The sequence below is a fragment of the Pontibacterium sp. genome (genome assembly GCF_964228735.1).
Taxonomy (GTDB): domain Bacteria; phylum Pseudomonadota; class Gammaproteobacteria; order Pseudomonadales; family Balneatricaceae; genus Pontibacterium.
Genome location: NZ_CAXRBQ010000053.1, coordinates 1 through 24249, shown reverse-complemented (window position 1 = coordinate 24249; position 24249 = coordinate 1). Strand labels below are relative to the sequence as shown.

General features: G+C 53.3%; 22 protein-coding genes. 14 read left to right on the top strand and 8 right to left on the bottom strand.

The genetic code is table 11. The features are described 5' to 3' along the window. Positions 1 to 11: 11 nt before the first annotated feature. Together ACEQ15_RS05585 and ACEQ15_RS05580 are read left to right on the top strand one after the other, a co-directional pair. On the top strand, positions 12 to 104 hold the full coding sequence (locus ACEQ15_RS05585; protein WP_370278108.1) for a hypothetical protein: 93 nt from the start codon (positions 12 to 14) through the stop codon (positions 102 to 104). Then, the gene (locus ACEQ15_RS05580) at positions 101 to 1057 is read left to right on the top strand and encodes an alpha-L-glutamate ligase-like protein (protein ID WP_370278107.1); all 957 of its coding nucleotides are present in this window, start codon (positions 101 to 103) and stop codon (positions 1055 to 1057) included. The genes ACEQ15_RS05585 and ACEQ15_RS05580 overlap by 4 nt, the downstream gene beginning before the upstream one ends. A 39-nt stretch (positions 1058 to 1096) precedes the next feature. Here the strand turns inward: ACEQ15_RS05580 and ACEQ15_RS05575 are convergent, their stop codons facing one another. Then, positions 1097 to 1954 (bottom strand): LysR family transcriptional regulator, encoded by an 858-nt coding sequence (locus ACEQ15_RS05575; RefSeq protein WP_370278106.1) that lies wholly within the window; start codon positions 1952 to 1954, stop codon positions 1097 to 1099. A gap of 126 nt (positions 1955 to 2080) precedes the next feature. Between ACEQ15_RS05575 and ACEQ15_RS05570 the strand changes: the two genes are divergently transcribed. Together ACEQ15_RS05570 and ACEQ15_RS05565 are read left to right on the top strand one after the other, a co-directional pair. Beyond that, on the top strand, positions 2081 to 3295 hold the full coding sequence (locus tag ACEQ15_RS05570; RefSeq protein ID WP_370278105.1) for a nitrate/nitrite transporter: 1215 nt from the start codon (positions 2081 to 2083) through the stop codon (positions 3293 to 3295). A gap of 52 nt (positions 3296 to 3347) precedes the next feature. Beyond that, positions 3348 to 3707 carry a potassium channel family protein gene (locus ACEQ15_RS05565; protein ID WP_370278104.1) on the top strand — a complete coding sequence of 120 codons (360 nt, stop codon included), beginning with the start codon at positions 3348 to 3350 and terminating at the stop codon, positions 3705 to 3707. Positions 3708 to 3721: 14 nt separating this feature from the next. Here ACEQ15_RS05565 and ACEQ15_RS05560 read toward each other — a convergent pair whose 3' ends face one another. Further along, positions 3722 to 4195 (bottom strand): Lrp/AsnC family transcriptional regulator, encoded by a 474-nt coding sequence (locus tag ACEQ15_RS05560; protein WP_370278103.1) that lies wholly within the window; start codon positions 4193 to 4195, stop codon positions 3722 to 3724. A 214-nt stretch (positions 4196 to 4409) separates the two neighbouring features. On the opposite strand from ACEQ15_RS05560, the gene ACEQ15_RS05555 reads away from it, so the two are divergent. The 3 genes from ACEQ15_RS05555 (at position 4410) to ACEQ15_RS05545 (ending at position 10120) form a co-directional block, all read left to right on the top strand. Next, positions 4410 to 7892 carry an indolepyruvate ferredoxin oxidoreductase family protein gene (locus ACEQ15_RS05555; RefSeq protein WP_370278102.1) on the top strand — a complete coding sequence of 1161 codons (3483 nt, stop codon included), beginning with the start codon at positions 4410 to 4412 and terminating at the stop codon, positions 7890 to 7892. A gap of 33 nt (positions 7893 to 7925) precedes the next feature. Further along, positions 7926 to 9125 (top strand): aromatic amino acid transaminase, encoded by a 1200-nt coding sequence (locus ACEQ15_RS05550; RefSeq protein ID WP_370278101.1) that lies wholly within the window; start codon positions 7926 to 7928, stop codon positions 9123 to 9125. Between the two features lie 425 nt (positions 9126 to 9550). Next, complete coding sequence (locus ACEQ15_RS05545; protein ID WP_370278100.1) at positions 9551 to 10120, top strand: GNAT family N-acetyltransferase; 570 nt, start codon at positions 9551 to 9553, stop codon at positions 10118 to 10120. A 44-nt stretch (positions 10121 to 10164) separates the two neighbouring features. Here ACEQ15_RS05545 and ACEQ15_RS05540 read toward each other — a convergent pair whose 3' ends face one another. From ACEQ15_RS05540 to chrA, 3 genes are all read right to left on the bottom strand, one after another. Then, the gene (locus ACEQ15_RS05540; RefSeq protein ID WP_370278099.1) at positions 10165 to 11433 is read right to left on the bottom strand and encodes a DEAD/DEAH box helicase; all 1269 of its coding nucleotides are present in this window, start codon (positions 11431 to 11433) and stop codon (positions 10165 to 10167) included. A 147-nt stretch (positions 11434 to 11580) separates the two neighbouring features. Next, the gene (locus tag ACEQ15_RS05535) at positions 11581 to 11802 is read right to left on the bottom strand and encodes a hypothetical protein (RefSeq protein WP_370278098.1); all 222 of its coding nucleotides are present in this window, start codon (positions 11800 to 11802) and stop codon (positions 11581 to 11583) included. Positions 11803 to 11868: 66 nt separating this feature from the next. Further along, positions 11869 to 13017, bottom strand: coding sequence for a chromate efflux transporter (chrA, locus tag ACEQ15_RS05530; protein ID WP_370278097.1), 1149 nt, complete (start codon positions 13015 to 13017; stop codon positions 11869 to 11871). Between the two features lie 151 nt (positions 13018 to 13168). Between chrA and ACEQ15_RS05525 the strand changes: the two genes are divergently transcribed. Both ACEQ15_RS05525 and ACEQ15_RS05520 read left to right on the top strand, forming a co-directional pair. Beyond that, positions 13169 to 13828, top strand: a complete 660-nt coding sequence (locus ACEQ15_RS05525) for a hypothetical protein (protein WP_370278096.1) — start codon at positions 13169 to 13171, stop codon at positions 13826 to 13828. A gap of 279 nt (positions 13829 to 14107) precedes the next feature. After that, on the top strand, positions 14108 to 15442 hold the full coding sequence (locus tag ACEQ15_RS05520; protein WP_370278095.1) for a peptidoglycan DD-metalloendopeptidase family protein: 1335 nt from the start codon (positions 14108 to 14110) through the stop codon (positions 15440 to 15442). A gap of 97 nt (positions 15443 to 15539) precedes the next feature. On the opposite strand, the gene ACEQ15_RS05515 is transcribed toward ACEQ15_RS05520, so the two are convergent. Further along, positions 15540 to 15815 (bottom strand): hypothetical protein, encoded by a 276-nt coding sequence (locus tag ACEQ15_RS05515; protein ID WP_372530376.1) that lies wholly within the window; start codon positions 15813 to 15815, stop codon positions 15540 to 15542. Positions 15816 to 16081: 266 nt separating this feature from the next. Between ACEQ15_RS05515 and ACEQ15_RS05510 the strand changes: the two genes are divergently transcribed. After that, complete coding sequence (locus ACEQ15_RS05510) at positions 16082 to 16603, top strand: hypothetical protein (protein WP_370278093.1); 522 nt, start codon at positions 16082 to 16084, stop codon at positions 16601 to 16603. On the opposite strand, the gene ACEQ15_RS05505 is transcribed toward ACEQ15_RS05510, so the two are convergent. After that, entirely contained in the window at positions 16600 to 18570 is a 1971-nt protein-coding gene (locus ACEQ15_RS05505; RefSeq protein WP_370278092.1) for a putative bifunctional diguanylate cyclase/phosphodiesterase, read from the bottom strand. The genes ACEQ15_RS05510 and ACEQ15_RS05505 overlap by 4 nt on opposite strands. Before the next feature lie 365 nt (positions 18571 to 18935). Here ACEQ15_RS05505 and hisA point away from each other — a divergent pair, with 365 nt between their 5' ends. After that, the gene (gene hisA, locus ACEQ15_RS05500; RefSeq protein ID WP_370278091.1) at positions 18936 to 19691 is read left to right on the top strand and encodes a phosphoribosylformimino-5-aminoimidazole carboxamide ribotide isomerase; all 756 of its coding nucleotides are present in this window, start codon (positions 18936 to 18938) and stop codon (positions 19689 to 19691) included. A 168-nt stretch (positions 19692 to 19859) separates the two neighbouring features. Beyond that, the gene (locus ACEQ15_RS05495) at positions 19860 to 22145 is read left to right on the top strand and encodes a hypothetical protein (protein WP_370278090.1); all 2286 of its coding nucleotides are present in this window, start codon (positions 19860 to 19862) and stop codon (positions 22143 to 22145) included. Positions 22146 to 22187: 42 nt separating this feature from the next. Here the strand turns inward: ACEQ15_RS05495 and ACEQ15_RS05490 are convergent, their stop codons facing one another. Next, positions 22188 to 23105: an endonuclease/exonuclease/phosphatase family protein gene (locus tag ACEQ15_RS05490; RefSeq protein ID WP_370278089.1), complete on the bottom strand. Its 918-nt coding sequence runs from the start codon at positions 23103 to 23105 to the stop codon at positions 22188 to 22190. A 126-nt stretch (positions 23106 to 23231) separates the two neighbouring features. On the opposite strand from ACEQ15_RS05490, the gene ACEQ15_RS05485 reads away from it, so the two are divergent. Both ACEQ15_RS05485 and ACEQ15_RS05480 read left to right on the top strand, forming a co-directional pair. After that, the gene (locus tag ACEQ15_RS05485) at positions 23232 to 23408 is read left to right on the top strand and encodes an oxidoreductase-like domain-containing protein (RefSeq protein ID WP_370278088.1); all 177 of its coding nucleotides are present in this window, start codon (positions 23232 to 23234) and stop codon (positions 23406 to 23408) included. Next, positions 23392 to 24249: NAD(P)H-dependent flavin oxidoreductase (locus tag ACEQ15_RS05480; protein ID WP_370278087.1), on the top strand; the 858-nt coding region annotated here is incomplete at its 3' end. The genes ACEQ15_RS05485 and ACEQ15_RS05480, both read left to right, overlap by 17 nt.

The window sequence follows — 24249 nt, the reverse complement described above, 5'->3', positions numbered from 1 at the left end:
TGCTGGCTTTTGTGTTGCTCCTGGGCAGTTACACCGGTTATCGCGCGATTGAGCTGATCCGCTTCAGCCCATTTAACAGCGCGGGACAGGAGAGGGAAAAATGAACTGGCTGATTTCCCCGCGCCGCTTGCGCCAGATGGGTGTGCTGGGGATGAACAGGCGTAATATTGAATACATCGGCGCTCATAATGACCGTAGTTTGTTCCCGTTAGTGGATGACAAGCTTAAAAGCAAAGAGTTGGCGATAAACGCAGGTTTAAATGTCCCCAAACTGTTGGGTGTGGTGCGATATCAGCACGAAATTCATGGTATTAAGACTTTGCTGCATGATCAGGCGGCATTTTGCATAAAGCCGTCGAAGGGGAGTGGAGGCAAAGGGATTTTGGTAATTCATGATCACGATGATCAGCAGTATTTTAAACCAAACAATCAGGCGCTCTCCTTGGCAGATATCCAGCGCCACACGTCTAACATCCTGGCGGGTTTGTTCTCTTTGGGCGGTCAGCCGGACAAGGCGATCATCGAAGACTTGATCCACTTTGACGATCGGTTTATTCGCTTTAGTTTTGAGGGTGTTCCGGACATTCGTATCATTGTATACGAGGGCTTTCCGGTCATGGCGATGATGCGACTTTCCACTGCTGCGTCGGACGGTAAGGCGAATCTGCATCAGGGCGCGGTAGGCGTGGGGATTGATATCGCCACAGGGCGCGCATCTCATGCTGTTCAGTTTGACCGACCAGTAACTCATCATCCAGACACCGGTACGGCCCTGGAGGAGCTTGAAATTCCGGACTGGCATCACCTGCTGTATATGGCAGCCCGTTGTTTTGAAATGACGGGGCTGGGTTATCTTGGAGTAGATATTGTCTTGGATGCCCACAAAGGGCCGATGTTGCTGGAGTTGAATGCACGCCCAGGACTGGCGATCCAGATCGCCAATCATCAAGGATTGAGGCGCAGACTCAAAACTATTACTGCGTTGGAGTCGCTCGCTCTGATTCCCGACGATCGGGTGGCGTTTGTCCAGAGCCGGTTTGGTGTGCCCATTATCTAGTTGGCTTTAATGTATAAGATTGCGAGGGCTGCACTCTGGTTAGTGCAGTACGCCGTTGCGTGCGCCCTCCCGTATTGTATCGCACAGCCTTAGAGTTGCTTCATTTGCGTGATCCGCAACGAAAAGCGTGGTGTTGGTTTTGGGGAGAGCGGGTAAGCCTGACTCAATAATCGAGATGCCCTGTTCGATGGTTGAACGAGGGAGGACACCCACACCAATACCCGCCCTGACCGCGGTTAAAATACCCGCGCGGCTTTGGGTGCTAAAGGCGATGCGATAGTTTATTTCTGCTTGCTTAAGTGTGCTCTGGGCGCATTCCCTGTGGTAGCAACCCTCAGGAAATACGGCCAGAGGTAGTGGCTCTCGCTGCTCCACCGGGTGGGTCTGCGATCGTACCCAAACCAGCTCATCCAGCGTTAATCGTTCTCCACCTTCTGAGAGCAATGGCATCTCTACCAGCGCGATATCCAGCTTGCCGTCGTCCAGCATTTTTTTAAGTTGCTGAGGGCGATGGTCGCTAAAGACTTCCAGATTTGCTTCCGGGTAAGAGTGGACAAACGCTTCAAGTATTGGTGTCAGCACACGCGTTGCGTACTGATCGTGGGTGCCCAGACGCACTGTACCGTTGATGGTGCCGTGCTGGTAGTTGCCAACGATTTGGTCATGGAGGTTGATCAGTTGGCGGGCGTCGCTTTCCAGTTGCCGCCCGGCTGCGGTCAGCTTCACACCATATTGGCCTCGCTCCAACAACGTCGCATCCAGCAACTGCTCCAGCCGGTTAAGTTGCATGCTGATGGTCGAAGGGGCTTTGTGTAGTAGCTGAGCGGCATTTGTCAGATTAAGCGTGCGTGCCACGGTGACAAATGTTCTGAGCAGTGTGATCGGAAGGTCTTTCATTAGGATTCAATATTATTGAAAGTAGAGGTCAATATAATTAGATATATTGAATGCGGTCAAGCATTCTAGAATGCGCTTCCTACTTGCCGTAATTGTGTCGCGGTATATTTTGTGGAGGCAGCAGTGATGAAGATGACCGTTATATTGGGTGCGAATCAGGTGCTCAGTCATGGGTTTGGTGTTTTCCTGTTTGCGGCCATGTTCCCGTTTATGCGCGATACACTCGGCCTGACCCACTGGCATTTGGCCGCTGTTGGCATTGCCACCCAGATTGCGTACCTGTCGGGCGCCTTGTCTGTTGGCTTTCTGGGGCGTCATTTCACGCCTGAAAAGCTAATCCTGATAACAGGGGCGGGTAGTTCTATTCTGCTGCTGTTTCTCTCCTTCACATCGAGTCCGCTGCTGCTCATCGTTGCTCTGTCACTGCTGGCCTTTAGTGCGGCAGTATGTTGGAGCGGAATTGTTGGGTTGATCAGTCAGCATGTAGCAGGAGATAAAGCTGCTATGTCTCTGGCCGCAGCCGGAAGTGGCACCGCTTGGGGGTATGGTATCAATGGATTGATCCTTATCTGGTGGGTACCGGTCTGGGGGTGGCAAAGTGCATGGATTATGGTGGCAGGTGTAGGTGCTGCAGTGGCCTTAGTGACGGTGCAGATGATGCGGTCACTACCTATAGCATCGGCCTCTGCTCCAAACTGCGCGCTGTCGGAGTCCGAAACAACAGTGCTCTCGACCCGTCAACTACTTAGGGCCTTTCTGACGGAAAGGCGGGCGTTCTTAAGCTGTCGTATCTATTTCCTGAGTGGGTTGTCTTGCATCTCATTTAGCAGTTGGCTCAACACCTATCTGGATGAGCTGGGGCAATCAGATTCCCTGGCGGGCCCCACTTGGACCATGTTGGGCGTAAGTGGAATGGTTGCGGGTATCAGCGCAGGATGGCTGGCTGACCGCAAGGGGCATGCGACCGCGCTGTTGATAATGTCCCTTGGCTTTGGGATTGGATTGGCCGCCTTCGTTTACGACCCAGTGGAATATGCGCTTGTCGCTGGGGCCGGTTATGGTCTGATGTATTTTCCTGTCTGGGGTATCGTCTCTTCCTGGGTGGCACAGCGTTATTCTCCGATCGCTACGATGCAGCTCAGTGGATTGGGAATGGTGGCGTCTGCCTTGGGTGGCAGCGCAGGGAATCTGACGGCGGGCTATATCCAGAATCTAACAGGCTCTTTGGCGCTTCTGTACCTTGTGCTGGCATTGGCAGGGGTTGCCATGGTCTGCGTGACAGGGTTTATGGCATGGCAGCAACAAAGAGGTGCTGATGCCTTTGGGCTATGCCGGAGTTAATTGGCTGATAGACGAGGCGGTTTAGCAGTTTGTAACAGCTACACTTGAGTTTATGGAGTTTTCGATAACCTTTGTGCAGCTGTTCTTGTGGGGCGTGTACCTCGCATCACCGCTTTTACTCATGCTTGGCTCGTTGATCGTGCTGGTAGGGCAGATCGTTGGCCGCATAGAGGAGTGGGGGCGGTTCGATGCACTCTATTGGTCGTTCATTACCGCGCTTACTGTCGGGTGCGGTGACATCCGGCCAATGCAGCGGATGTCACGGGTTTTGGCTGTGATCATCGCATTCCTCGGGATTATGCTGACGGGGATCTTCGTGGCGATTACCGTGGCGACTGCCCAGTCCGCGTTCCATGAGAGTATCGATCCGGAAGTGCTGCGGATGATCCAGGAGCGATTCAATTCCCGCTAACTGCGTTGTTCACTTTAAACCGTATCAACCGGAATTGCCGTCTCGTACTTTACCTCGCGCAGTGCAAAGTTGGATTTCACCTGATTTACGCCGGGTAGAGTGAAGATGTTTTCGTTCAGAAAGGTATCGTAGGCTGCCATGTTTGGGATAATCACACGCAGCACGTAATCTGCATCCCCAGTCACCGCATAGCATTGTAATACTTCCGGACACGCTTTTACCGCCGCTTCAAACTCTTTGGTGTGGTCCTGCTGATGGCGAATCAGTGTGACCATGATCAACACACACAGGTCATAACCCATCGCTTCCGGGCTGATCAGTGTGGTGTGTTTTTTCAGTATCCCACGTTCATCCAATGCCTTCACACGACGCCAGCAGGCGGCGGTGGAGAGGCCTACCTGGTCGGCCAGTTGTTGGTTGGAGATGCGTCCATCCTCCTGCAGGATCTTCAGAATCAGGCGGTCATAACGGTCGAGTTCTTCGGGCATAACTTCATCGCTAGTTGTTATTATGAAATATTGTTTCGTTTAAATAGTATTTAAGTTTCGATTATTTCCTAAATCAAGGAATTTGATATCTATTTCGCAAGCACCTTTCTCACGAAAACTCATAGACTATCTCTATTCCTGAGGCAATTGACCTAGATCAATTACAGGCAGTTGACCACATAACAATAAGAACCACATTGCTGAGGTATATGGCATGAGCCATGACAAGAGCCAGGTGCAGAGCCCGGAGCAAGGCTCTCTGGACAACTACTCCCTGAACGATCGCTACACACGTGAAACCGGTCGTGTCTTCCTGACCGGTACCCAGGCATTGGTGCGACTGCCGATGATGCAGCGCCAGCTGGACCGTAAGAACAATCTCAATACTGCAGGCTTTATCAGTGGCTACCGTGGCTCCCCGTTGGGTGGTTACGACCAGGCCCTGTGGCAGGCAAAAGACCTCCTTAAAGACCACGACATCGACTTCGTACCCGCGATAAACGAAGAGCTGGGTGCAACCATGGTGCTCGGTACCCAGCAGGTTGAAACCGACAGCGACAAGAATGTCGATGGTGTGTTTGGTATCTGGTACGGCAAGGGGCCGGGTGTGGACCGTGCCGCGGATGCGCTGAAACACGGTAACACCTACGGCAGCTCGCCGAATGGGGGGGTGCTGGTGGTAGCCGGTGATGACCACGGTTGTGTTTCCTCCAGTATGCCGCACCAATCTGACGTGGCCTTTATGGCGTGGTTTATGCCAACCATTAATCCGGCCAGCATTTCCGAATACTTCGAATTTGGCCTGTGGGGTTTTGCCATGTCCCGCTTCAGCGGTATGTGGGCAGGTTTCAAGGCGATCTCCGAAACTGTGGAAAGTGCGGCATCTGTGCAGATCGACGCGCTGCCAGACTTTAAGATTCCTGAAGACTTTGAAGTGCCGGAAGGCGGCCTGCACTACCGCTGGCCGGATCTGCCGGGACCACAGCTGGAAACCCGTATCGAGCACAAACTGGCGGCAGTAGCTTCGTTTGCCCGCGCTAACCCGATCGACAAGCGTATCTACGACACGAAAGATGCCTGTTTCGGTATCGTCACCACCGGTAAAGCGCACCTGGACCTGATGGCCGCGCTGGAGCTGTTGGGCCTGGACGAGGAAAAATGCCGCGCGCTGGGTCTGGATATCTACAAAGTCGGTATGGTGTGGCCGCTGGAACGCAGTGGTGTGATGGACTTCGTTCGCGGCAAGCAGGAAGTACTGGTTGTCGAAGAGAAGCGTGGCATCATTGAAAGCCAGATTAAAGAATATATGTCCACGCCGGACCAAACCATCAAGGTCACAGTGGTGGGCAAGAAGGACGAAAACGGCGAACCACTGATCCCGTACGTGGGTGAGCTGGGTCCGAACATGCTGGCGCGCTATGTGGCTGATCGCATCACTAAGTTGCTGGGCGATGACTTCCGCGAGAAGCTGGCCGATATCGGTGTGCGCGGCAGCAGCGTATGTGATCCGGGCGGTGTGCGCCGTCTGCCGTACTTCTGTTCCGGCTGTCCGCACAACTCCTCCACCAAGGTACCGGAAGGTAGTCGCGCCCAGGCGGGGATCGGCTGTCACTTTATGGCCTCCTGGATGAACCGCAAGACTGAATCTCTGATTCAGATGGGCGGTGAGGGTGTGAACTGGATCTCCAAGTCCCGTTACCTCGAAAACAAACACGTATTCCAGAACCTGGGTGAAGGTACTTATTTCCACTCCGGTTCTCTGGCGATCCGTCAGTCTCTGGCGGCGGGTACCAACATCACCTACAAGATCCTGTTTAACGATGCGGTAGCGATGACCGGTGGTCAGCCGGTGGACGGTGTGATCACCGTGCCTGCGATTGCCAACCAGGTGTTTGCCGAAGGCGTTAAGCGGATTGCGATTTTGAGCGACGAGCCGGAGAAGTTCAGCGATAAGAGTATCTTCCCATCCGTTGCAACCTTTCATCACCGTGATGAGCTGGACACAATCCAGCGAGAGCTGCGGGAGATCCCGGGTGTGACCGTACTGATCTACGACCAGACCTGTGCCGCAGAAAAACGTCGCCGCCGTAAGCGCGGCCAGTTCCCGGACCCACAGCGCCGTGCCTTCATCAACCACAACGTGTGTGAAGGCTGTGGTGACTGCTCGCAGAAATCCAACTGTCTGTCGGTGATCCCGCGCGAGACAGAGCAGGGGCGTAAGCGTCGTATCGACCAGTCCTCCTGTAACAAGGATTTCTCCTGCGTAACCGGGTTCTGCCCAAGCTTCGTCACCATCGAAGGTGGTCAGCTGCGCAAGGGCGGCGGTGTCTCTATCGGTGAAGCGTTCCATCAGAAACTGACCGCGCTGCCTAAGCCCCAAGTCGGTGAGCTGAACAAGGTCTACAACCTGCTGGTGGGCGGTGTTGGTGGCACCGGTGTGGTAACCGTCGGTGCTCTGATCACCATGGCAGCGCACCTGGAATCCAAAGGTGCGACTGTACTGGACTTTATGGGCTTTGCGCAGAAGGGCGGCACGGTACTGAGTTACGTGCGTCTGGCGCCGCAGCCAGACGACATCCATCAGGTGCGGATCGAGACCGGTCAGGCCGATGCGATGATCGCGTGTGACATGGTTGTTGCTACGTCAGATAAAGCGCTGAGCGTGCTGCGCAAAGACCACAGCCGCGCGGTGCTGAACCTGGCCGAGATCGCCACCGCAGACAACGTGCTCTATCGCGATGCCGATATGCAATCCACCCGTCGTGTGCGCATTCTGGGCGAAGCAGTGGGCGATGATCGTCTGTCACAGATCGATGCCAACCGTCTCGCTGAAGCGCTGCTAGGCGACACTGTGTTCTCCAATGTGATGATGCTGGGCTTTGCATGGCAGTCCGGTCTGGTACCGGTATCCCTGGACGCACTGCTTAAAGCGATTGAGCTCAATGGTGTGGCGATCGACAAGAACAAGACAGCGTTCAACTGGGGTCGTATCGCGGCGGTTGAGCTGGAGTTTGTCGAGCAGTCTGCCGGAGGCCACAAGCCTGCACCGGAACTGACACTGGATGAGCAGATCAGTCGTAACACCGCATTCCTGACCAAATACCAGGATGAAGCATACGCAGCACGTTACCGTGAACTGGTGAACAAAGTTGCAGGTGCTGAGCAGGCACTGGGTGAGGATTCCCAGGCGCTGACCGAAGCCGTAAGCAAACAGCTGTTCCGCTTGATGGCGTATAAAGATGAATACGAAGTCGCGCGTCTCTACACCGACTCCGACTTCCTGAAGGAGGTGGGCGAAACCTTTGAAGGCGATTACCGTATCACCTTCCACATGGCGCCGCCGCTGCTGGCACGCAAGCAGGATGCGCAGGGTCGTCCGAAGAAGATGACCTTTGGTCCATGGATGCTGAAAGCGCTGGGTACTGTCGCCAAGATGCGCAAACTGCGTGGTACCAAGCTGGATATCTTTGGTTCTCACCCGGATCGTAAGCTGGAACGTCAGCTGCGTGATGAGTACATCTCTCAGGTTGAAACGCTGGTTGCCCGTCTGAATGCACAGAACTACCAGACCTCCATCAAGCTGGCTCAGATTCCTGATGAGATCCGTGGTTTTGGCCCGGTCAAAGAGCAGGCTGCGAAACAGGCGCGTCAGCAATCTGAAGATCTGCTGGCTGAATTTAACGGACTGGGCGCATAAGCGGCTGCAGAAAAGGTTAATAGGAATAACACTATGTTTGAAGCACTGAAACCGATTCCACAAGACCCGATTCTGGCGATGATGCTCAGCTACCGGGAAGACACCAACCCGAACAAGATCGATCTGGGGATTGGCGTATACAAAAATGATCAGGGCCACACGCCAATCATGCAGGCGGTGCAGTGGGCGGAATCACGCCTGCTGGAGCGTGAAACAACTAAAAGCTACACCGCACCTGCCGGATCACCGTTGTTTAACGAGCTGATCAGCAAGCTGGTGTTTGGTGCGGATCATCCGGCCCTGACCGATGGCCGCATCGTTTCCGCACAGACTCCGGGTGGTTGTGGTGCGTTGCGTATGGGAGCTGAGTTCCTGCGTGGTTGCAACAGTGAAAGCCGGGTGTGGGTAAGTACGCCAACCTGGGCCAACCATGTGCCGTTACTGGGTGGTGCGGGCCTCGAAATCGTTGAGTACCCGTACTACGACTACGACAATAAGTCGATCCGGTTCGAAGCCATGCTAACTGCACTGGAGGGTGCCAAAGCCGGTGATTTCGTGTTGATCCACGGTTGCTGCCATAACCCTAGTGGAGCCGACCTGAATCGTGAGCAGTGGGACGCAGTCGCTGACCTGATCGAGCGCAAAGGGTTGATCCCATTTATTGATATGGCCTACCAGGGGCTGGGCTCGGGTATCGATGAAGATGCGTACGGCGTGCGTATGCTGGCCGCACGAATGCCGGAGATGTTGGTGGCGACCTCATGTTCCAAGAACTTCGGTCTCTACCGCGAACGTACCGGCACACTGTTTATCGTGGGGGAAAATGCAGAGCAGACCCGCAATGCGGGTAGCCAGCTGTTCAGCAAAATCCGTAGCCACTATTCCATGCCACCCTCTCACGGTGCTGCGATTGTGGAAACCATTCTGGCGGATGAAAAGCTGGAAACCCTATGGCTGGATGAGCTGGAAGGGATGCGCAACCGCATCCAGGGCCTCCGCCAGGGGCTGGTAGCGAAAATTGCGGCATCTGATATCGACGCTGACTTCAGCTTTATTCAGCAGCAGTTTGGCATGTTTTCCTTCTTAGGGATCACGCCGGAGCAGGTTGAAGCACTGCGCACCCAGCACAGCATCTACATGATCGACTCCAGCCGCATGAATGTGGCGGGGCTTAATGATCAGTGTATGGATTACTTCGTAGACGCACTGAATGAAGTACTGAAGGGCAGTTAAGAGAGGGAATGTAAAAACTATTGCGACTTGGCTATAGGGTGTTAAAAATCCACTCAAAATGCTCATTTACTTCAGTAAATTGCGCTTTTTCGTGTCTTTTTGCCTTCTCTAGCCTGCGCTCACTACGTTTTTACACACCCTCTAAGCCCGATCCGTTTTTTAAAAGACCCTGGAATCCCGTCACATAAGGCATAGGGGCTGTGGCGGGATCTCCTCCTCAGGCGTCATCTGTTTCTCTTGGCTGATGACGTCCTCACTCCGTGGTTTATCCTGTCGGAACCGCGTTTAGCGGAGGTTCGGGCCTCCGCTCTTTTTTTTCTGCTCTATTCCACATTCTACGCTTTTTCCTGGTTCCACTATGCTCATGGTATGGGTTTGTATCTGGTTACCCATTTCATCTTTAGTTGATTTGAGGGGGAAGTGTCATGCTGAGCTCCACCATTCGTCCCGCTGTTAAATCTGACTGTGGTGCCATTGCCAGGCTGTATAGCATCTCGTCCGATGGCGTTGCTGACTACATCTGGACCCAGCTTGCAGAACCTGGCGAAGATATTTTGGCTGTCGGTCAGCGTCGTTATGAGCGGGAAGATACAAACTTCAGTTACCGTAATTGCTCGGTTGTTGTGAGTGACAGCGAGGTTGTTGGCATGCTGGTCGCTTTTCCGATGCAGGTTGACCCTTCCTATGTGGAGGAGGATCCGGTGCTCGCCCCTTACTCGAAGCTTGAGGTCGATAATAGCTATTACATCTGTGGTATGGCGCTGCTGCCGGAGTACCGTGGTTTAGGGATCGGAACACGTTTGCTGGGGTTGGCGGAAAGGCAAGCACGGGAGAAGGGTTTTTCAGTGCTTAGCCTGATCGTTTTTGAAGAGAATAATGGTGCGAAGGCGTTGTATGAGCGGAACGGCTACAAAGAAGTGGATCGGGCACCGGTACACCCCCATCCGCTGATTCATTACGGTGGGGATGCAGTCTTAATGGTCAAGCAGATTTAGCAACCAAGGGATTAGCGGCCGGAATGTTGATTGTACAGCTGCACTTATTTCCCTTGCTGTGCTTTCGCAGCAGCTTCACGCAGTTTGTCTTTCTTACTCTTACGTTTGCCTTTAACCGGTCCTTTGGGTTTCTCCAGTAGCTCAACCGGAGCGTATGGCGAACGTTCGAAACCTTTGATCTCTTCACGCGGTAGTTGCTGGCGGGTGCGTTTTTCAATCAGTTTGAAGTGGGCATCGCTCTCGTGATCGATAAATGACAGCGCAACACCCGTTTCTCCTGCACGGCCGGTACGGCCGATGCGGTGCACATAGTCAGCCGGTGAGCGTGGCAGGTCATAGTTCACCACGCATGGAAGGTTGGCGATATCGATACCACGCGCGGCCAGATCGGTCGCAACCAGTACCTTAAACTTTTTGGCTTTGAAGTTCGCCAGCGCTTCTTTACGTGCGGTTTGTGTCAGGTCACCGTGCAGCGCTTCTGCTTTGATGCCTGCGCGGGAAAGCTTCATGGTGACGTTATTTACTCCGCGTTTGCTGGCGACAAAAACAATCACGCGTGACCAGCCTTCCTCCTTGATCAGGTGTTTCAGCAGGGACGTGCGCTTATCACGATCCACTTCGATCGCCCGTTGCTGAACCTGTTCCGGGATGCTGGATTCAACCTTTACCTCGATCTCGGTTGGGTTCTGCAGCAAGCTTTGGGTAAGTTCTTTTACCCCTTCAGGGAAGGTCGCGGAAAACAGCAGGTTCTGGCGTTTCTTAGGCAGCAGGTTGAGTACAGCATCCAGTTCGTCTGCAAAGCCCAGGTCCAGCATGCGGTCGGCTTCGTCCAACACCAGCGTATCTACCGACTTCAGGGTTACTGCGTTTTTATCCGCCAGGTCGAGCAGACGCCCAGGCGTTGCCACGAGAATATCTGTACTGCCACGCAGCGCCAGCATCTGTGGATTAATCGAAACCCCGCCAAATACGGTCACTACTTTCACCGCTTCCGGTAGATGCTGAGCATAGGCACGTATGGCATCGCCCACCTGCATCGCCAGTTCGCGGGTTGGTACCAGAACCAGAGCGCGAACGGCACGCTTGGATGATGCTTGCTTTGTGCTGATCGCCTGCAGAATAGGCAGTGAGAAAGCCCCTGTTTTGCCGGAGCCGGTCTGCGCTGCTGCTACTACGTCGCCGCCATTAAGCACCGCAGGAATCGCTTGTGTTTGTATGGGGGTTGGTTGCGCGTATCCCAGTTCATTAAGGCTAGATAGTAAAAACTCGGATAGACCCAAGGATGCGAATGAACCAGGTAATGCGGTAGACATAGATAAACTCAAAAGAATGGGAACGATACACGCGGCGTAAGCTACGGGTTTAAGAGCACGCTAGTGTACCAGAGCGAGAGACGTAAATATTGTGGATAGGGGACTTGCGCTGAAAGTGAGGGATGCTTTCAGCGCACAAGGGGCTTATCAGTCGCCTTTGTATCGAGCCGCACTGATAATACTGATCAGGTGGAATATCGCAGCGATAACGGCCGGGAATACCAGGAAGTAGGTGGCGTAGCCTACAGCGGTTACCGCAAAAAACAGCAGTGCTAGCAGGATTCGGCCCTGTACCAAGTGGCCCAAACCGGGGATAAATACATTACACAGCGCTGCGATGACGTTGCCCGCGCTTCCTTTTTCGCTCATTGAGAATCCTCCATTCATGATGCCTACATCATCCAATATTTATGGTGCCCACAGCAAGACCGTGAATCAGAGTAGGAAGGCACCGGTGGCAATAAAAAATCCAACCAGCAGCATAATGCTAAGTTTCATGCCGCGAAGCAGTAACAAACCTGCCAGTACCAACGCAAAGTCGGTTCCACTGCTTACGGCACTGCTGAACACCGGTTGGTAAAGGGCGGCTAGCAACAGGCCGACAACGGCGGCATTGATGCCTTGTATGCCAGCCGCGATGCGCGGTCGGCTATTCAGGCTCTGCCAGCTGTCGTGGAAGGCGATCAGCAGCAGAAAGCCGGGCAGAAACACCGCGAGGGTTGCCAGTAGTGCGCCGATCAGCGGCATATCAACATACAGTTCGGCACCTAGAAAGCTGGCCAGGGTAAACATCGGGCCAGGCACGGCCTGTGCCGCAGCGTATCCCAGTAGGAAACGGTCGGTGCTCATGCTGTCGCCCACCAGGTCCTGCAACAGGGGGAGGACCACATGGCCGCCACCAAATACCAAGCTGCCTGCCGCAAAGAAATCATGGAAGAGGGCGATCAGTGGCTGCTCCAGCAACAAAAGCGGCAGAAGTGCCATCACCGCGAACAGGCCTCCTGATATAAGCCCCGGCTTTTTTAATGGCAACGATGCTTGTGTGTTGGTCTGGCCGAGCAGGGAACCGATCACAGCAGCGGTTAGTAAAACGATCAGCTGTGTGCCAATGCCGGGCAGAATCAGCAGTGCCATGGCGGTAGCGATCGCCACACAGAGGCTCCAACGCTGTTTGCAGAAGTTGCTGAACATACCGTAGGTCGCGTCGGCGACCACCACAACCGCCAGCAATTTGAGGCCGTGGATAACACCCTGCATGATGTTGTTGTCCGCAAACTGGGCTGTACTGGTGGCAACCAGGTAGAGCAGCAAAAACGATGGCAGGGTAAAGCCCAGGAATGCAGCAACTCCACCTGGGATACCTGCCCGGTTCATGCCGATTGCAAAGCCAACCTGACTGGAACCGGGGCCGGGCAGGAACTGGCTCAGTGCGACCAGACCGGCATAGTGTTGTTCGTCCAGCCAGCGATGTTTTTCCACAAAGTAGTTACGGAAGTATCCGATATGCGCAGCGGGACCACCGAAGCTGATACAACCCAGTCCTAAAAAACGCAGAAATATTTCCAATAGCACCGTCGGTTTCATCCGTTCTTCCTGATCAGTTGGTTTTGTCACAGTAGATAGCAGACAAATGTTAAAGCACATAGTTCGCTGTGAGGAAGCTGTTGATGTCACTGGTTTTTGCGGGGCAGGGCGTCTAGGTTGAAAGTACCGAAAGGTATAAGGGTATAGATCGATGAATGATCGTATCGAGCACCTGGTTGAGCAGATTGAGAGCCTGCGTCAGGAGTTGCAGGCGGCACTGAAAGAGCAAGAGCAGGACTTTCTCTATAAAGTGGAAGGTACACGGGTTGAGTTTGAAGAGCGCTTAAGGCGTACGCACAAAGAGCTGAAGCAGAATGTGTTTACCTGGCTCAGGACCAGTCAGTGGCGCAACGTGCTGTCTGCGCCCTTTATATACGGCATGATCGTGCCGATCGTTCTATTTGATCTGGGCCTTACGGTATATCAGCAGATCTGCTTTCGTTTGTACCGCATACCCCGTGTGGACCGTGGTGACTACTTTGTCTTTGATCGCCATCACCTGGCATATCTCAACTCTATCCAAAAACTAAACTGTATTTACTGCGCTTATGCCAACGGGGTGGTCAGCTATGCGCGGGAGATCTCTTCTAGGACAGAGCAGTATTGGTGCCCTATCAAGCATGCCCGGAAACTTGTCGATCCCCATGAGCGTTATTTGTACTTCGTGCCATATGGGGCGGCCCAGGAATTTCAGCAGAAGCAACATCGCTTTCGTGATGCGTTAAGGCGAGACGGCGCCCCACGTGCCTGTGAAGCTGACGATTCTAATGATGTCCCAGGCTTTGTGCCGCCTTCTGATAAATCTGATTAAAGCGTTAGTGCTTGGCGACAATCATGATTTGGGAACTGAATCCAAAAAACAGTTTCTGATGATTACCCTTTGTCTTTGAGGGTGTTATAAATGTTAGGGGGAACGAGGGGGCGACGGTTTCATCTCTTTTATTGGCTTCATCTTATATTCAGCACCTGACTTTATGATGCTGTCAGGTTAGATTGTGCTCCCTCTTTGAATGATTGAAAGCTTGCAGCGAAGTTGTCTTGGCCTCACGAGGTGGCCGTGTCGTTGCCTGTGGTTTATCTGGAATCTGTTTTGAGTTTGATTAACACTGCCTTCGAGGGTCTGAAGAGACTGTATGGGCACCTTTCGCGCGTCCAGCGCACTGTAATTGTTGTTACCCTGGCGATGATGCTGATGGCTCTGGTGTTGCCGTCCAGTAACCAGGCGCCTCCAGGCATGACCCGTGTCTCCCTCCCGTTGTCTGTGGATGATTCCGAATTCCAGGGGTTTTCGGCTGAGAAAAGTGACGATGAAGAGCCCAAAGGGCACCTCTACTACGTTGTGGCTAAAGGCGATACCCTAAGTAAGATCTTTGAGAATCTGGGTGTCCCTCAGGCAACGCTCTATCAATTGCTGGAAGCAGATGTAAACGTATTGGCGCTGGATACAATCCAGCCGGGCCATAAGCTGGAGTTCCAGTTTGATGAGAAAGAACGACTGACCCGTTTCACGTTCCGCTCAGGTCTTACCTATATGGTGGACTTTACCCGCGGAGAGAAGGACGATTTTGAGTTTGTCGAGCATATCGAAAAGGGGCAGCACCGCAGCGAAGTATTCGTGGGCACGGTGCAGGGAAACCTACACCTCTCTATGCAGAATGCGGGCACCAGTCTTGCCGAGGCGTATACCGTATCAAACGTGCTGAAAACCCGGATGAACTTTCGTAAGGATCTTCGTGCCGGAGATCAATTTCAGCTGGTCATCTCCCGTCAGTATGTGAAAGGGCAGTACACCGGAAACAGTAAGATTGAGGGTTTCCGTTATTTGGGTAAACGCCGCACGTTGGAGATCTACAACTTTGACGGCAATTTCTTCGATGAGAAGGGACGCAGCCTCGAAAAGGCGTTTCAGCGTATCCCTCTGAAGAAACGATACCGGATCTCCTCAAACTTTAATCCACGTCGCCGCCATCCGGTGACCAAAGCGATCCGTCCCCACAACGGGACCGACTTTGCGACGCCGATGGGTACGCCGGTGCTGGCTGCCGGCGATGGTGTCGTGACCCGTGTGATCCGTCACCGTTACGCGGGCCTCTATATCCAGATCCAGCATGGACGCAAGTACCGCACCCGTTACCTGCACCTAAAGAAAGCCTATGTTCGTAAGGGACAGAAGGTTTCCCGTGGCCAGAAGATTGCGCTGAGTGGTAACAGTGGACGCTCTACCGGGCCGCACCTGCATTACGAGTTCCACATCAATAACCGTCCGGTGAATGCGATGAAGGCCAAGATTCCCGAGGTGAAAACCATTGCGTCGAAGCATCGTAAGAAGTTCAAGGCGATGGTGAAAACCCTGACTGCACGGATGGAAACCTTTGCCAAGGCGCAGCAGGATGAGCTGCAGCAGGCACAGCGCGACGCTGGATAATTAGTAATGTTCTAGATGCGTCAAGTCGAGACTTTGCAGAATTTAGGAGAGTGGCGCAGCAGGAGGCTGTGCCACCCTGCTGCGAGAGAAATGAGGGTTAGTCTTTTTTCTTCTTGGCATGCTTTTCGAGTTGTTGCTCGAGTTCGCTAATCTCCGTTTCATGCAGCCATTTGTTGATCCATGCTTCGATTTCGGAACGCTTGTGGCTGGTGTTGTTCCAGGCTTTGTACGACTTCAAATGCTCTTTTGAGACAGAGTTCTTATTATTTTTATCACCGTCAGCGCAGCTAATCGGGAAGGTTGGACTCTTCTTGAACTGGCGCTCAATCCAACCAATCACGAATTCCTTATCCTGCTTTTTGAACTTCATCATTAACCTCAGATGATCTTATATTGGGTGATACTTTGTTATGCATCGGTATTCTATCGAAGCGAGAACAGGATTCTGTTACAGAATTATTGTATCTGTAGCTAATCTCGCAATTAATTGAAGCTGTGCCCAAGTCTTGCGTGATCTGCGTCATGGTAGAGCAGGAAATATCCATAATCTCTATATAAATCAATGATCTTTATAGGGTTAATGTAACTGCTACAGATCGTGGTCAGGATGACCAAATTGAATCAAGAGGGAGCTTGAATATGCGTATTTTGGCACTGCTGTTGTGCTGTCTATGGCACACCACACTGCATGCGGATACCAACGAGAAAGTTGTACTGGGTGGTGCGCTGAAAATCCAAATACCGGATGAACTTCGCCCCATGCCTGAATGGCAGATGGATCTGAAGTATCCTGGCTGGCGGCGGGGAACTGAGGCCTTCAGTTTAACGAACGGAGCCGTCAGTATCGCTTTTCATCACACCCAGAATGCGCTTCAAGAAACACAGATCGATGATGCTCATATAGTGGTGTCACAATTGCTTCGGCGTCGCTATGGGGAGGCGCGTTGGATCCAAAGCCGTGTGATTCCCAAGTTTGGTACTCAGGTGATGGTATTGGAGTTTGTGACCCAGGCAAAAGATACGCAGATCCATAACCTGATGTACGGCATCCCGCTTCAGGGGCGTTTGCTGCTGGTGACCTTTAATGCAACGTCACAGCAGGCACCAGCTTGGCTGGATAGAGGCAGAATGCTTATCAACTCGATCGAAATCGTTCGTTAAGAACCGAGCTCGTTGGAAACCGGATTGTTCAGGATTGGCGAACCCTGTTGAATCAGCTCGTCAATTTGTTCGGCTTCTAATGGTTTGCTGATCAGGTAGCCCTGGGCAAGGTCACAGTGTTGTGATCTGAGCAGCGACAGCTGCTCCTCTGTTTCCACTCCTTCTGCAATCACTTGCAGGCCAAGGCTGTGTGCCATGGTGATGGCGGCATTTACCAACTCTCTATCCGCTCGATCGCGGGTGATGTCGCGCACAAAGCTCTGGTCGATTTTCAGTACGTTAAATGGGTAATTCCGCAGGTAGCTGAGCGATGAGTACCCCGTACCAAAGTCATCCATTGCGATTGTGATCTGGCGGGTGTGGAGCTCTGCCAACGCCGCTTCAATAAACCCGTGGCCACTGATCAATACACCTTCGGTGATTTCGAGTTCCAGGCAATGTTTTGGAAAATCACTCTGTTCCAGTACTGCCAGAATCTGAGCGATTAAACCCGGATCGCGGAACTGGCGAGGCGAAAGGTTGATCGCCATGGTGATGTCCTGGCCCAGCTGTTTGCGCCATTGAGCGCCGGCATGCATGGCGTGCTCCAGCACAAACTGGCCAATGGGTACGATCAGGCCGGTATGCTCTGCAACGGGAATAAACTCGGCGGGCGATACGTCTCCCAGAATTGGATTACGCCAGCGCAGCAATGCCTCGAAACCGGTAATTTCACCGCTGGCGACGTTGATCTGGGGTTGGAAACAAAGCCTGAACTCGTTACGGGCAAGGGCGCCGTGCATCTGTTCTTCCAGCTGGACACGGCGGGATACGTCCCGGTTCATGCTGTTTGTGAAGAATGCAAAATTGTTGCGGCCGGCTTCCTTGGCGTAGTACATGGCCGAGTCGGCGTAGCGCAAGAGTTCTTCTGGTGTATTGCCATCATTCGGGAACAGCGCAACGCCGGCAGTCGCGGTGGATAGCAGCTCCCGGTTGTCGATATTGAAGGGTTTGCGGAAGCTGTTAATAAGATTCTCAGCAATGGCAGCTACATCCTTGACCGATTCGATCTGATCGATGATTACGATAAATTCATCGCCGCCCAGTCGGCCTACGGTGTCTTCCTTGCGTACGGCTGAGCGCAGTCGCGCACTGGCCTCGATCAGCAGTTTGTCACCGGTCGCGTGGCCTAAGGAGTCGTTGATCTTTTTGAAGTCATCCAGATCCACGTAGATCAGTGCCAGTGTTTGCTGGTGGCGATTGGCACTGCTGAGGCGTTGCTCCAGCTGGAAAAGCGCCAGGAAACGATTCGGCAATCCTGTGAGGCTGTCGAAGTGCGCCTGGTGACGGATCTTTTCTTCCTGTTGCTTACGTTCGGTAATGTCCCTGGCAACCCCCAGCACACCGATTACTTCACCGTAAGGACCGTACATTGGCGTTTTGATGGTCTCGAGAATCTCTTCGTGGCCGTCGTCCGCATAGGTGACGGTTTCCTCGTTGCTGCGTGGCCCACCCGCTTTAATTGCTGCCAGATCATTTTCCCGAAACATATCCGCCAGTTCTTTATCGACAAAATCGTGGTCGGTTTTGCCAACGATGTCGGACTCCTTGGCGCCAAAAAAACGTTCAAACTTGGTGTTGCAGGCGATGTAATAACCGTTGGGATCTTTAAGCCACACCAGGTCTGGGATGGTCTCAATCAGTGTGCGTTGATAGGCCTGACTGTGCTGAAGTTTTTGTATAGAGCGTCTCACCAACCAGTAGATCAAAAGTGTGGTGATGACGATAAAAAACAGGCCTTTGTAGGTTTGAAGTGCAGAGATGGTGTCAGCATCTTGGAAAAGCAGATCGATGGTCCGGTCAGACAGGATGATCCACAACACGGAGAACAAACAGTAGAGCCCGGCGATCATGATCGCTGGCTTGTTCCGCTGGTAACGAGATACCGCTGTGTTTAGGGAGAACAGGTTCTGTATCGAGCGCTTCATCGGGTTGCGTACTCAGTGGTGTGTCACACCGGGCTTATAGGCATCCCATCCTGATATCTCATACCGCACGCTGTGGCGGTGACTACTTCCTGTAGTTTCCCTTTTGCATTTAATGCCTGTCGCAGGCATCAGGGACGATGTAATTGGGCAGGACAGACTAACAAAGCTCAGGTGGAATTTGTATTTCAGTCTTCGATTAATCGGCTTAACCGTGGCTTAGATCAAGGTGCGGAACACGATCTGTTAATGAAGAGCGTGCAGGCAGGAGGAGGCGGAGTATTGTGCGTAGTTGTGTTGCGGATTCCGGTGCAGATCTTCTGGTACAATATTGGCCTCTATCCAAGGCCAGAACAGGAAGCAGTTTCTTGACTCAGTTTCGTCCGTGTATCGACCTGCACCAGGGGCAGGTGAAGCAGATTGTTGGTGGTAGCCTGAACGATCAGGGGGCTGATACGAACTACGTTAGCCCGTATGACTCTACTCATTACGCGACCCTTTACCGTCAGCACAACCTGACCGGTGGCCATGTGATCGCGTTGGGGCCTGGCAACAAGGAGCAGGCACTGAAGGCGCTTGCGGCCTGGCCGCAGGGCTTGCAGTTTGGCGGTGGTGTTAATGCCGACAACGCTGAGGAGTTTCTGGAAGCGGGTGCATCCCATGTGATCGTAACCTCCTACCTGTTTGAAGGAGGGCAGTTTAGCTGGGAGCGTCTGGAAGAAATCAAAGCGGTTGCAGGTGCTGATCGCCTGGTCTTGGACCTGAGCTGCCGTCGTACAGAAAACGGCTGGAATATCGCCACCGATCGTTGGCAGACTGTGACTGAAACTGCGGTGGATGCCAAGACCCTTGCCGCGCTGAGTGAGCACTGTGCCGAGTTTTTGATCCACGCGGCGGACGTTGAGGGCCTGCAGGCGGGCATCGATCAGGATCTGGTGCGTGCGTTGGGCGAATCCTGTCCGATCCCGGTGACCTACGCTGGCGGCGCACGTTCGCTGGAAGATCTGAAGCTGGTGGACCAGCTGTCCGCTGGCAAGGTTGATCTGACCATCGGTAGCGCACTGGATATCTTTGGTGGTTCCGGCGTCACCCTGGAAGAATGTATTAACTGGAATAACCGCTAAGGTCCTATACCTACATCCGCACTTCATTCCGCAGGCCGGTCCTGACTGACCGGCCTGCGCTCTCCTTTACCTGCACGTCTTTCTCTTCAAACCAAGACCTGCTACCGCGTCCGTCCACGCTGCACTGCTATACTTGATCACTGTATCAGGGTACAAGGGCGTGTACTGATGTTTGGCTCGCTTACCATTTTCATCGTGATCTGCCTGTATATGGTGCTGCTGTTTGCACTGGCACTGCGGGTGGAACGCAGCCAGGAACGCCTGAGCCGATCCTACGTTTGGGTATACGGCCTTTCGTTGGGCGTATTCCATACGTCCTGGGCCTTTTATGGCAATGTGGGGGACGCTGCGTCCCACGGCATTCGCTTCTTCATCATGGACCTTGGCAGTTACCTCTGTCTGGCGCTGTGGGGCATCCTGGTATACCGCATGGTGCAGGCGAAAGAGGTGTTCAGGGTCACCAGTATCGCCGACTTTATCGCTGCCCGCTACAACCGCTCCCAGACCATTGCCGCGCTGGTGGCACTTACCGCACTCTTCGGCAGCGTGCCTTATGTTGGGTTGCAGATTAAAGCCGTCATCACCTCCATCGGAGTGATTACCGCAGATGAAGGTTCGAGCTTGATTGATGCGGACAGTGCTGATGCCTTAACCGGTTTTGCGGCTTGTATGATCCTGGTTCTGTTTACCATCCTGTTTGGTATCCGTCGTCTCGACCCGACCGAGCATCACTACGGTATGGTTGTGGTGTTGGCGTTGGAGAGTGCGATCAAGGTGATCGCGTTGCTGGCAGTGGGAGCGTTTATCACCTTTGGCGTGTATGACGGATTCGGCGATCTTTGGCAGCGGATGGAACAACAGGATCTGACCCACCTGACGAGCGCTGGAGTCGATGAGATCGGTATCGGTGGATTAGCCACCCATATGATTATCGGTTTTTTCAGCATCATGCTGCTGCCACGCCAGTTCCACCTTGCAGTCATCGAGAACAGCAGTAAGAAACACATCAAACCTGCCGCGTTGATCCTGGCGCTGTACCTGCTGTTGATGTCGGTCTTTATTGTTCCTTTGGCTGCTGCGGGATTGCTGCAAGGGCTGGCTCCTGAACGTTCGGACATGTTCGTGCTATTGCTGCCGCTGCAGCAGGAAAATGGATTATTGTCGCTGCTGACCTTTCTCGGAGGATTTGCGGCGGCTTCGGGTATGGTCATCATCACGACCACCACAATTTCCACGATGGTGGCGAACCATCTGATCCTTCCGCTGGCTGAATCGTGGCAGCCTTTGCAAGTGTTGCGCGGTTATCTCTTATTGGTACGTTGGGCGGTTGCCGTACTGCTGATTTTTTCCGCTTACGTTTTTATTACCGCGTTCAGCGGTGCGTATTTTCTGGTTGGGATCGGCACGCTCGCCATCACGGCACTACTGCAGATTACCCCCGCACTGCTCGGTGGCATGTTCTGGCACAAAGCGACGACCAATGCGGCCATTTTGGGCATTTGTGCCGGGTTACTGGTGTGGTTTTACACTCTGTTGCTGCCTGTTATGGGGCAGGATGTGCAGTGGGTTCAACGTTGGTTGCTGGAGGGCCCCGCTGGCATTGAAATGCTCAAACCGCAGGCATTGTTCGGCATGGAGTGGAAGGATGAAACCGCGCACGGTGTGATCATATCCCTCGGACTCAACGCTGTTCTCTTTGTTGCATACTCGCTCTTGTTTGAGCCTAACAAGGAAGAGCGGAATCTCACCGAAGAGTATATGGCGATTTTCGCCGCGCCGACCACCGCTGGACTTGCACAGGCCCGTCCGACCGGCCTGGATGATTACATCAATTTTGGTGAAAAGCGTCAGGAGGTCTATCGTCTGCTGACTCAGTACCTGAACTCAAATAAGGCTGAGCGGCTGCTGGAGCAGGTGGTGCACGATCTCCATGTCGCCAGTCGCGAATACGTCAACATTATCGAGCTAGTCGAATTCCATCGGATGATCGAGCATGAACTGGCGGGCTCGATTGGAGCGGCCAGCTCCCACAGTGCGGTTCGCAGTCACATCCGTTACAGCGAGCGCGAATCCAATGAACTTAAGGCTATTTACCACCATATTGCGACCGGTATTAAGGGCGGTGAAGAGCAGGCAATAGTTAATCAGGATCGCGATCAGGCGATTGATCTGTTGCAAAGCCGTATCACGGTGCTGGAGCAGGATGTATCTGAGCGTGATGCCACAATTGAAGTGTTACGGGATAAGCTGGATGAGCGTTATGAGGAGGTATTTCGCTATCGGATGGAGACTCAGAGGCTTCAGAACACACTGAATCAACTGGCTGATGCGAGTGATGAAATAGAAGCGGAGCAGGATCTTGAAGAGGAAAACCGCCAACTGAAGCAGATGTATGCTGATCTTAGCCTCAAACTTCAAACGTTACATGGTCGGGACGAAGACAGCAAAGACTGACCAAATGCCTGCATTCGGCCACTGTTCGGATACGTGATGACGTTAAGCGTCTGATGCGTAAACCTCAAACTGATCCGTTTCTTCAGCCTGCTCTTTTCGCAACAGGTGACGGAGCTCGGCTGGTAATCCGATCTCCATGGTCACGGGACGGTGGTCAGATATAGCGCAGTCCAACACCTCTGCGTGACGAACCTCAAGACCCGGTGTTACCAGAATGTGATCCAGTGTCTGTTGTGGTTGCCAGCTGGGATAGGTGTGCTGGCTGGTGGCGGTTTGCAGCTTCAGGTCTCGCAAAGGGCTGCGGGTATGCAGATGCTCCAGCGGATTGTTCATATCCCCCATCAACACTACATGTTTGTGATTACCGATCACCTTTCGGATATAGCGTAGCTGGCGATCCTGTGTCCGGCTTCCCAAGGCCAAGTGCAGGACCACAATCAGAAGGCTGTGATCCCCATGTCCAAATTGGGCAATTACGGCGCCGCGACCGGGCAGGCGGCCGGGTAGACTGTGATCCTCCACATAACTGGGCGGAATACGACTTAGAATACCGTTGCTGTGCTGGGCAAGCTTGCCCAGATTGCGGTTGAGCTGTTGATAGTAGAAGGGAAAGCGGCCGGTCTCGGCGAGAAACCTGACCTGATTTACAACACCACTTCGTAAGCTGCCCCCATCTGCTTCCTGCAGTGCTGCGATATCGTAGTCGCGTAGCAGATAACCGATCTCTTCCAGTGTGTGGTTGCGTTTATGGTGGGGTAGAACATGTTGCCAGCCGCGGGTGAAATAGTGGTGGAAGGCATGGGTGCGAATACCGACCTGGATATTAAAACTGATCAGACGCAGGCTATCCTTTTGCGGTGTGTTGTACGGGATATGAGAGGTTTCCTGATAGGGAGCCTGTAGAACGGACTGTCTGAACATGGTCGGCACAACTTTCGGCAGCTCTTTATGCTTTAGCATAGAGGAAAATTGTTACTGAGAGGTTGGATGAATGCTCAAAGTCCAGAACGCCCCGACCCAAGTCCAATATCGTTGCCCCTCTAAATCCGATAATATAACTAGGGTATTGCTGAGAGGTTCTAATAGATGAGTACGACTACAGAACGGCCACAGCCACCGGGCGATAACGAATGTTGTGAGGGGGGATGTTCCCCATGTGTTTGGGATCGCTACTACGATGAAATGCGTGACTGGCAGGCTGAACAGGCTGCTCTGAAGGCAAAGGAAGCTGCAGAGAAGGATCAGGATGAAACAGCTCAATGAATTGCTGGATATAGAGTTTCCGCTCATCCAGGCGCCGATGGCTGGTGTGCAGGGCAGTGACCTCGCGATAGCGGTATCAAACGCAGGCGGGCTTGGTTCGCTGCCGTGCGGCATGTTGGGACCGGATGCGATTCGTAGTGAACTGGAGAAGATTGCTGCGGCGACTGATCGTCCCTTCAACGTTAACTTCTTCTGCCATATCCCACCCGAAGATGACCCAGTCGCCGAGCAGCGTTGGCGCTCGGCACTATTGCCCTATTATCAAGAGTTAGGGCTCGATCCGCACAATGTGCCTGCAGGCGCCGCTCGGGTGCCGTTTAGTACGCAGGCCGCCGATATACTCGATGACTTTAAACCAGCCGTGGTGAGCTTTCACTTTGGCTTGCCCGCGCCCGAGTTGCTGGAACGCGTCAAAGCCTGGGGCTCGCTGGTTATCTCCAGCGCCACTACAGTGGATGAAGCCCGTTGGCTGGAGCGAAACGGTGCCGATTGTGTCATCGCTCAGGGGCTGGAAGCCGGTGGGCATCGCGGCATGTTTCTGACCGATGACCTGACCACGCAGGTGGGCACATTTAGCCTGTTGCCGCAGATCGTTGAGGCAGTCGATCTACCCGTTGTTGCGGCGGGGGGCATTGCCGATGCACGCGGTGTTGCGGCGGCAATGGCATTGGGCGCGTCCGGTGTTCAGGTGGGTACGGCGTTTATGTTGTGTCCGGAAGCGACAACAAGTCTGGTGCACCGAAAAATTTTATCCAGTGATGCGGCGCAGCATACGGCGGTAACGAATCTGTTCTCTGGCAGACCTGCACGGGGCATCGTTAACCGGGCGATCCGTGAACTC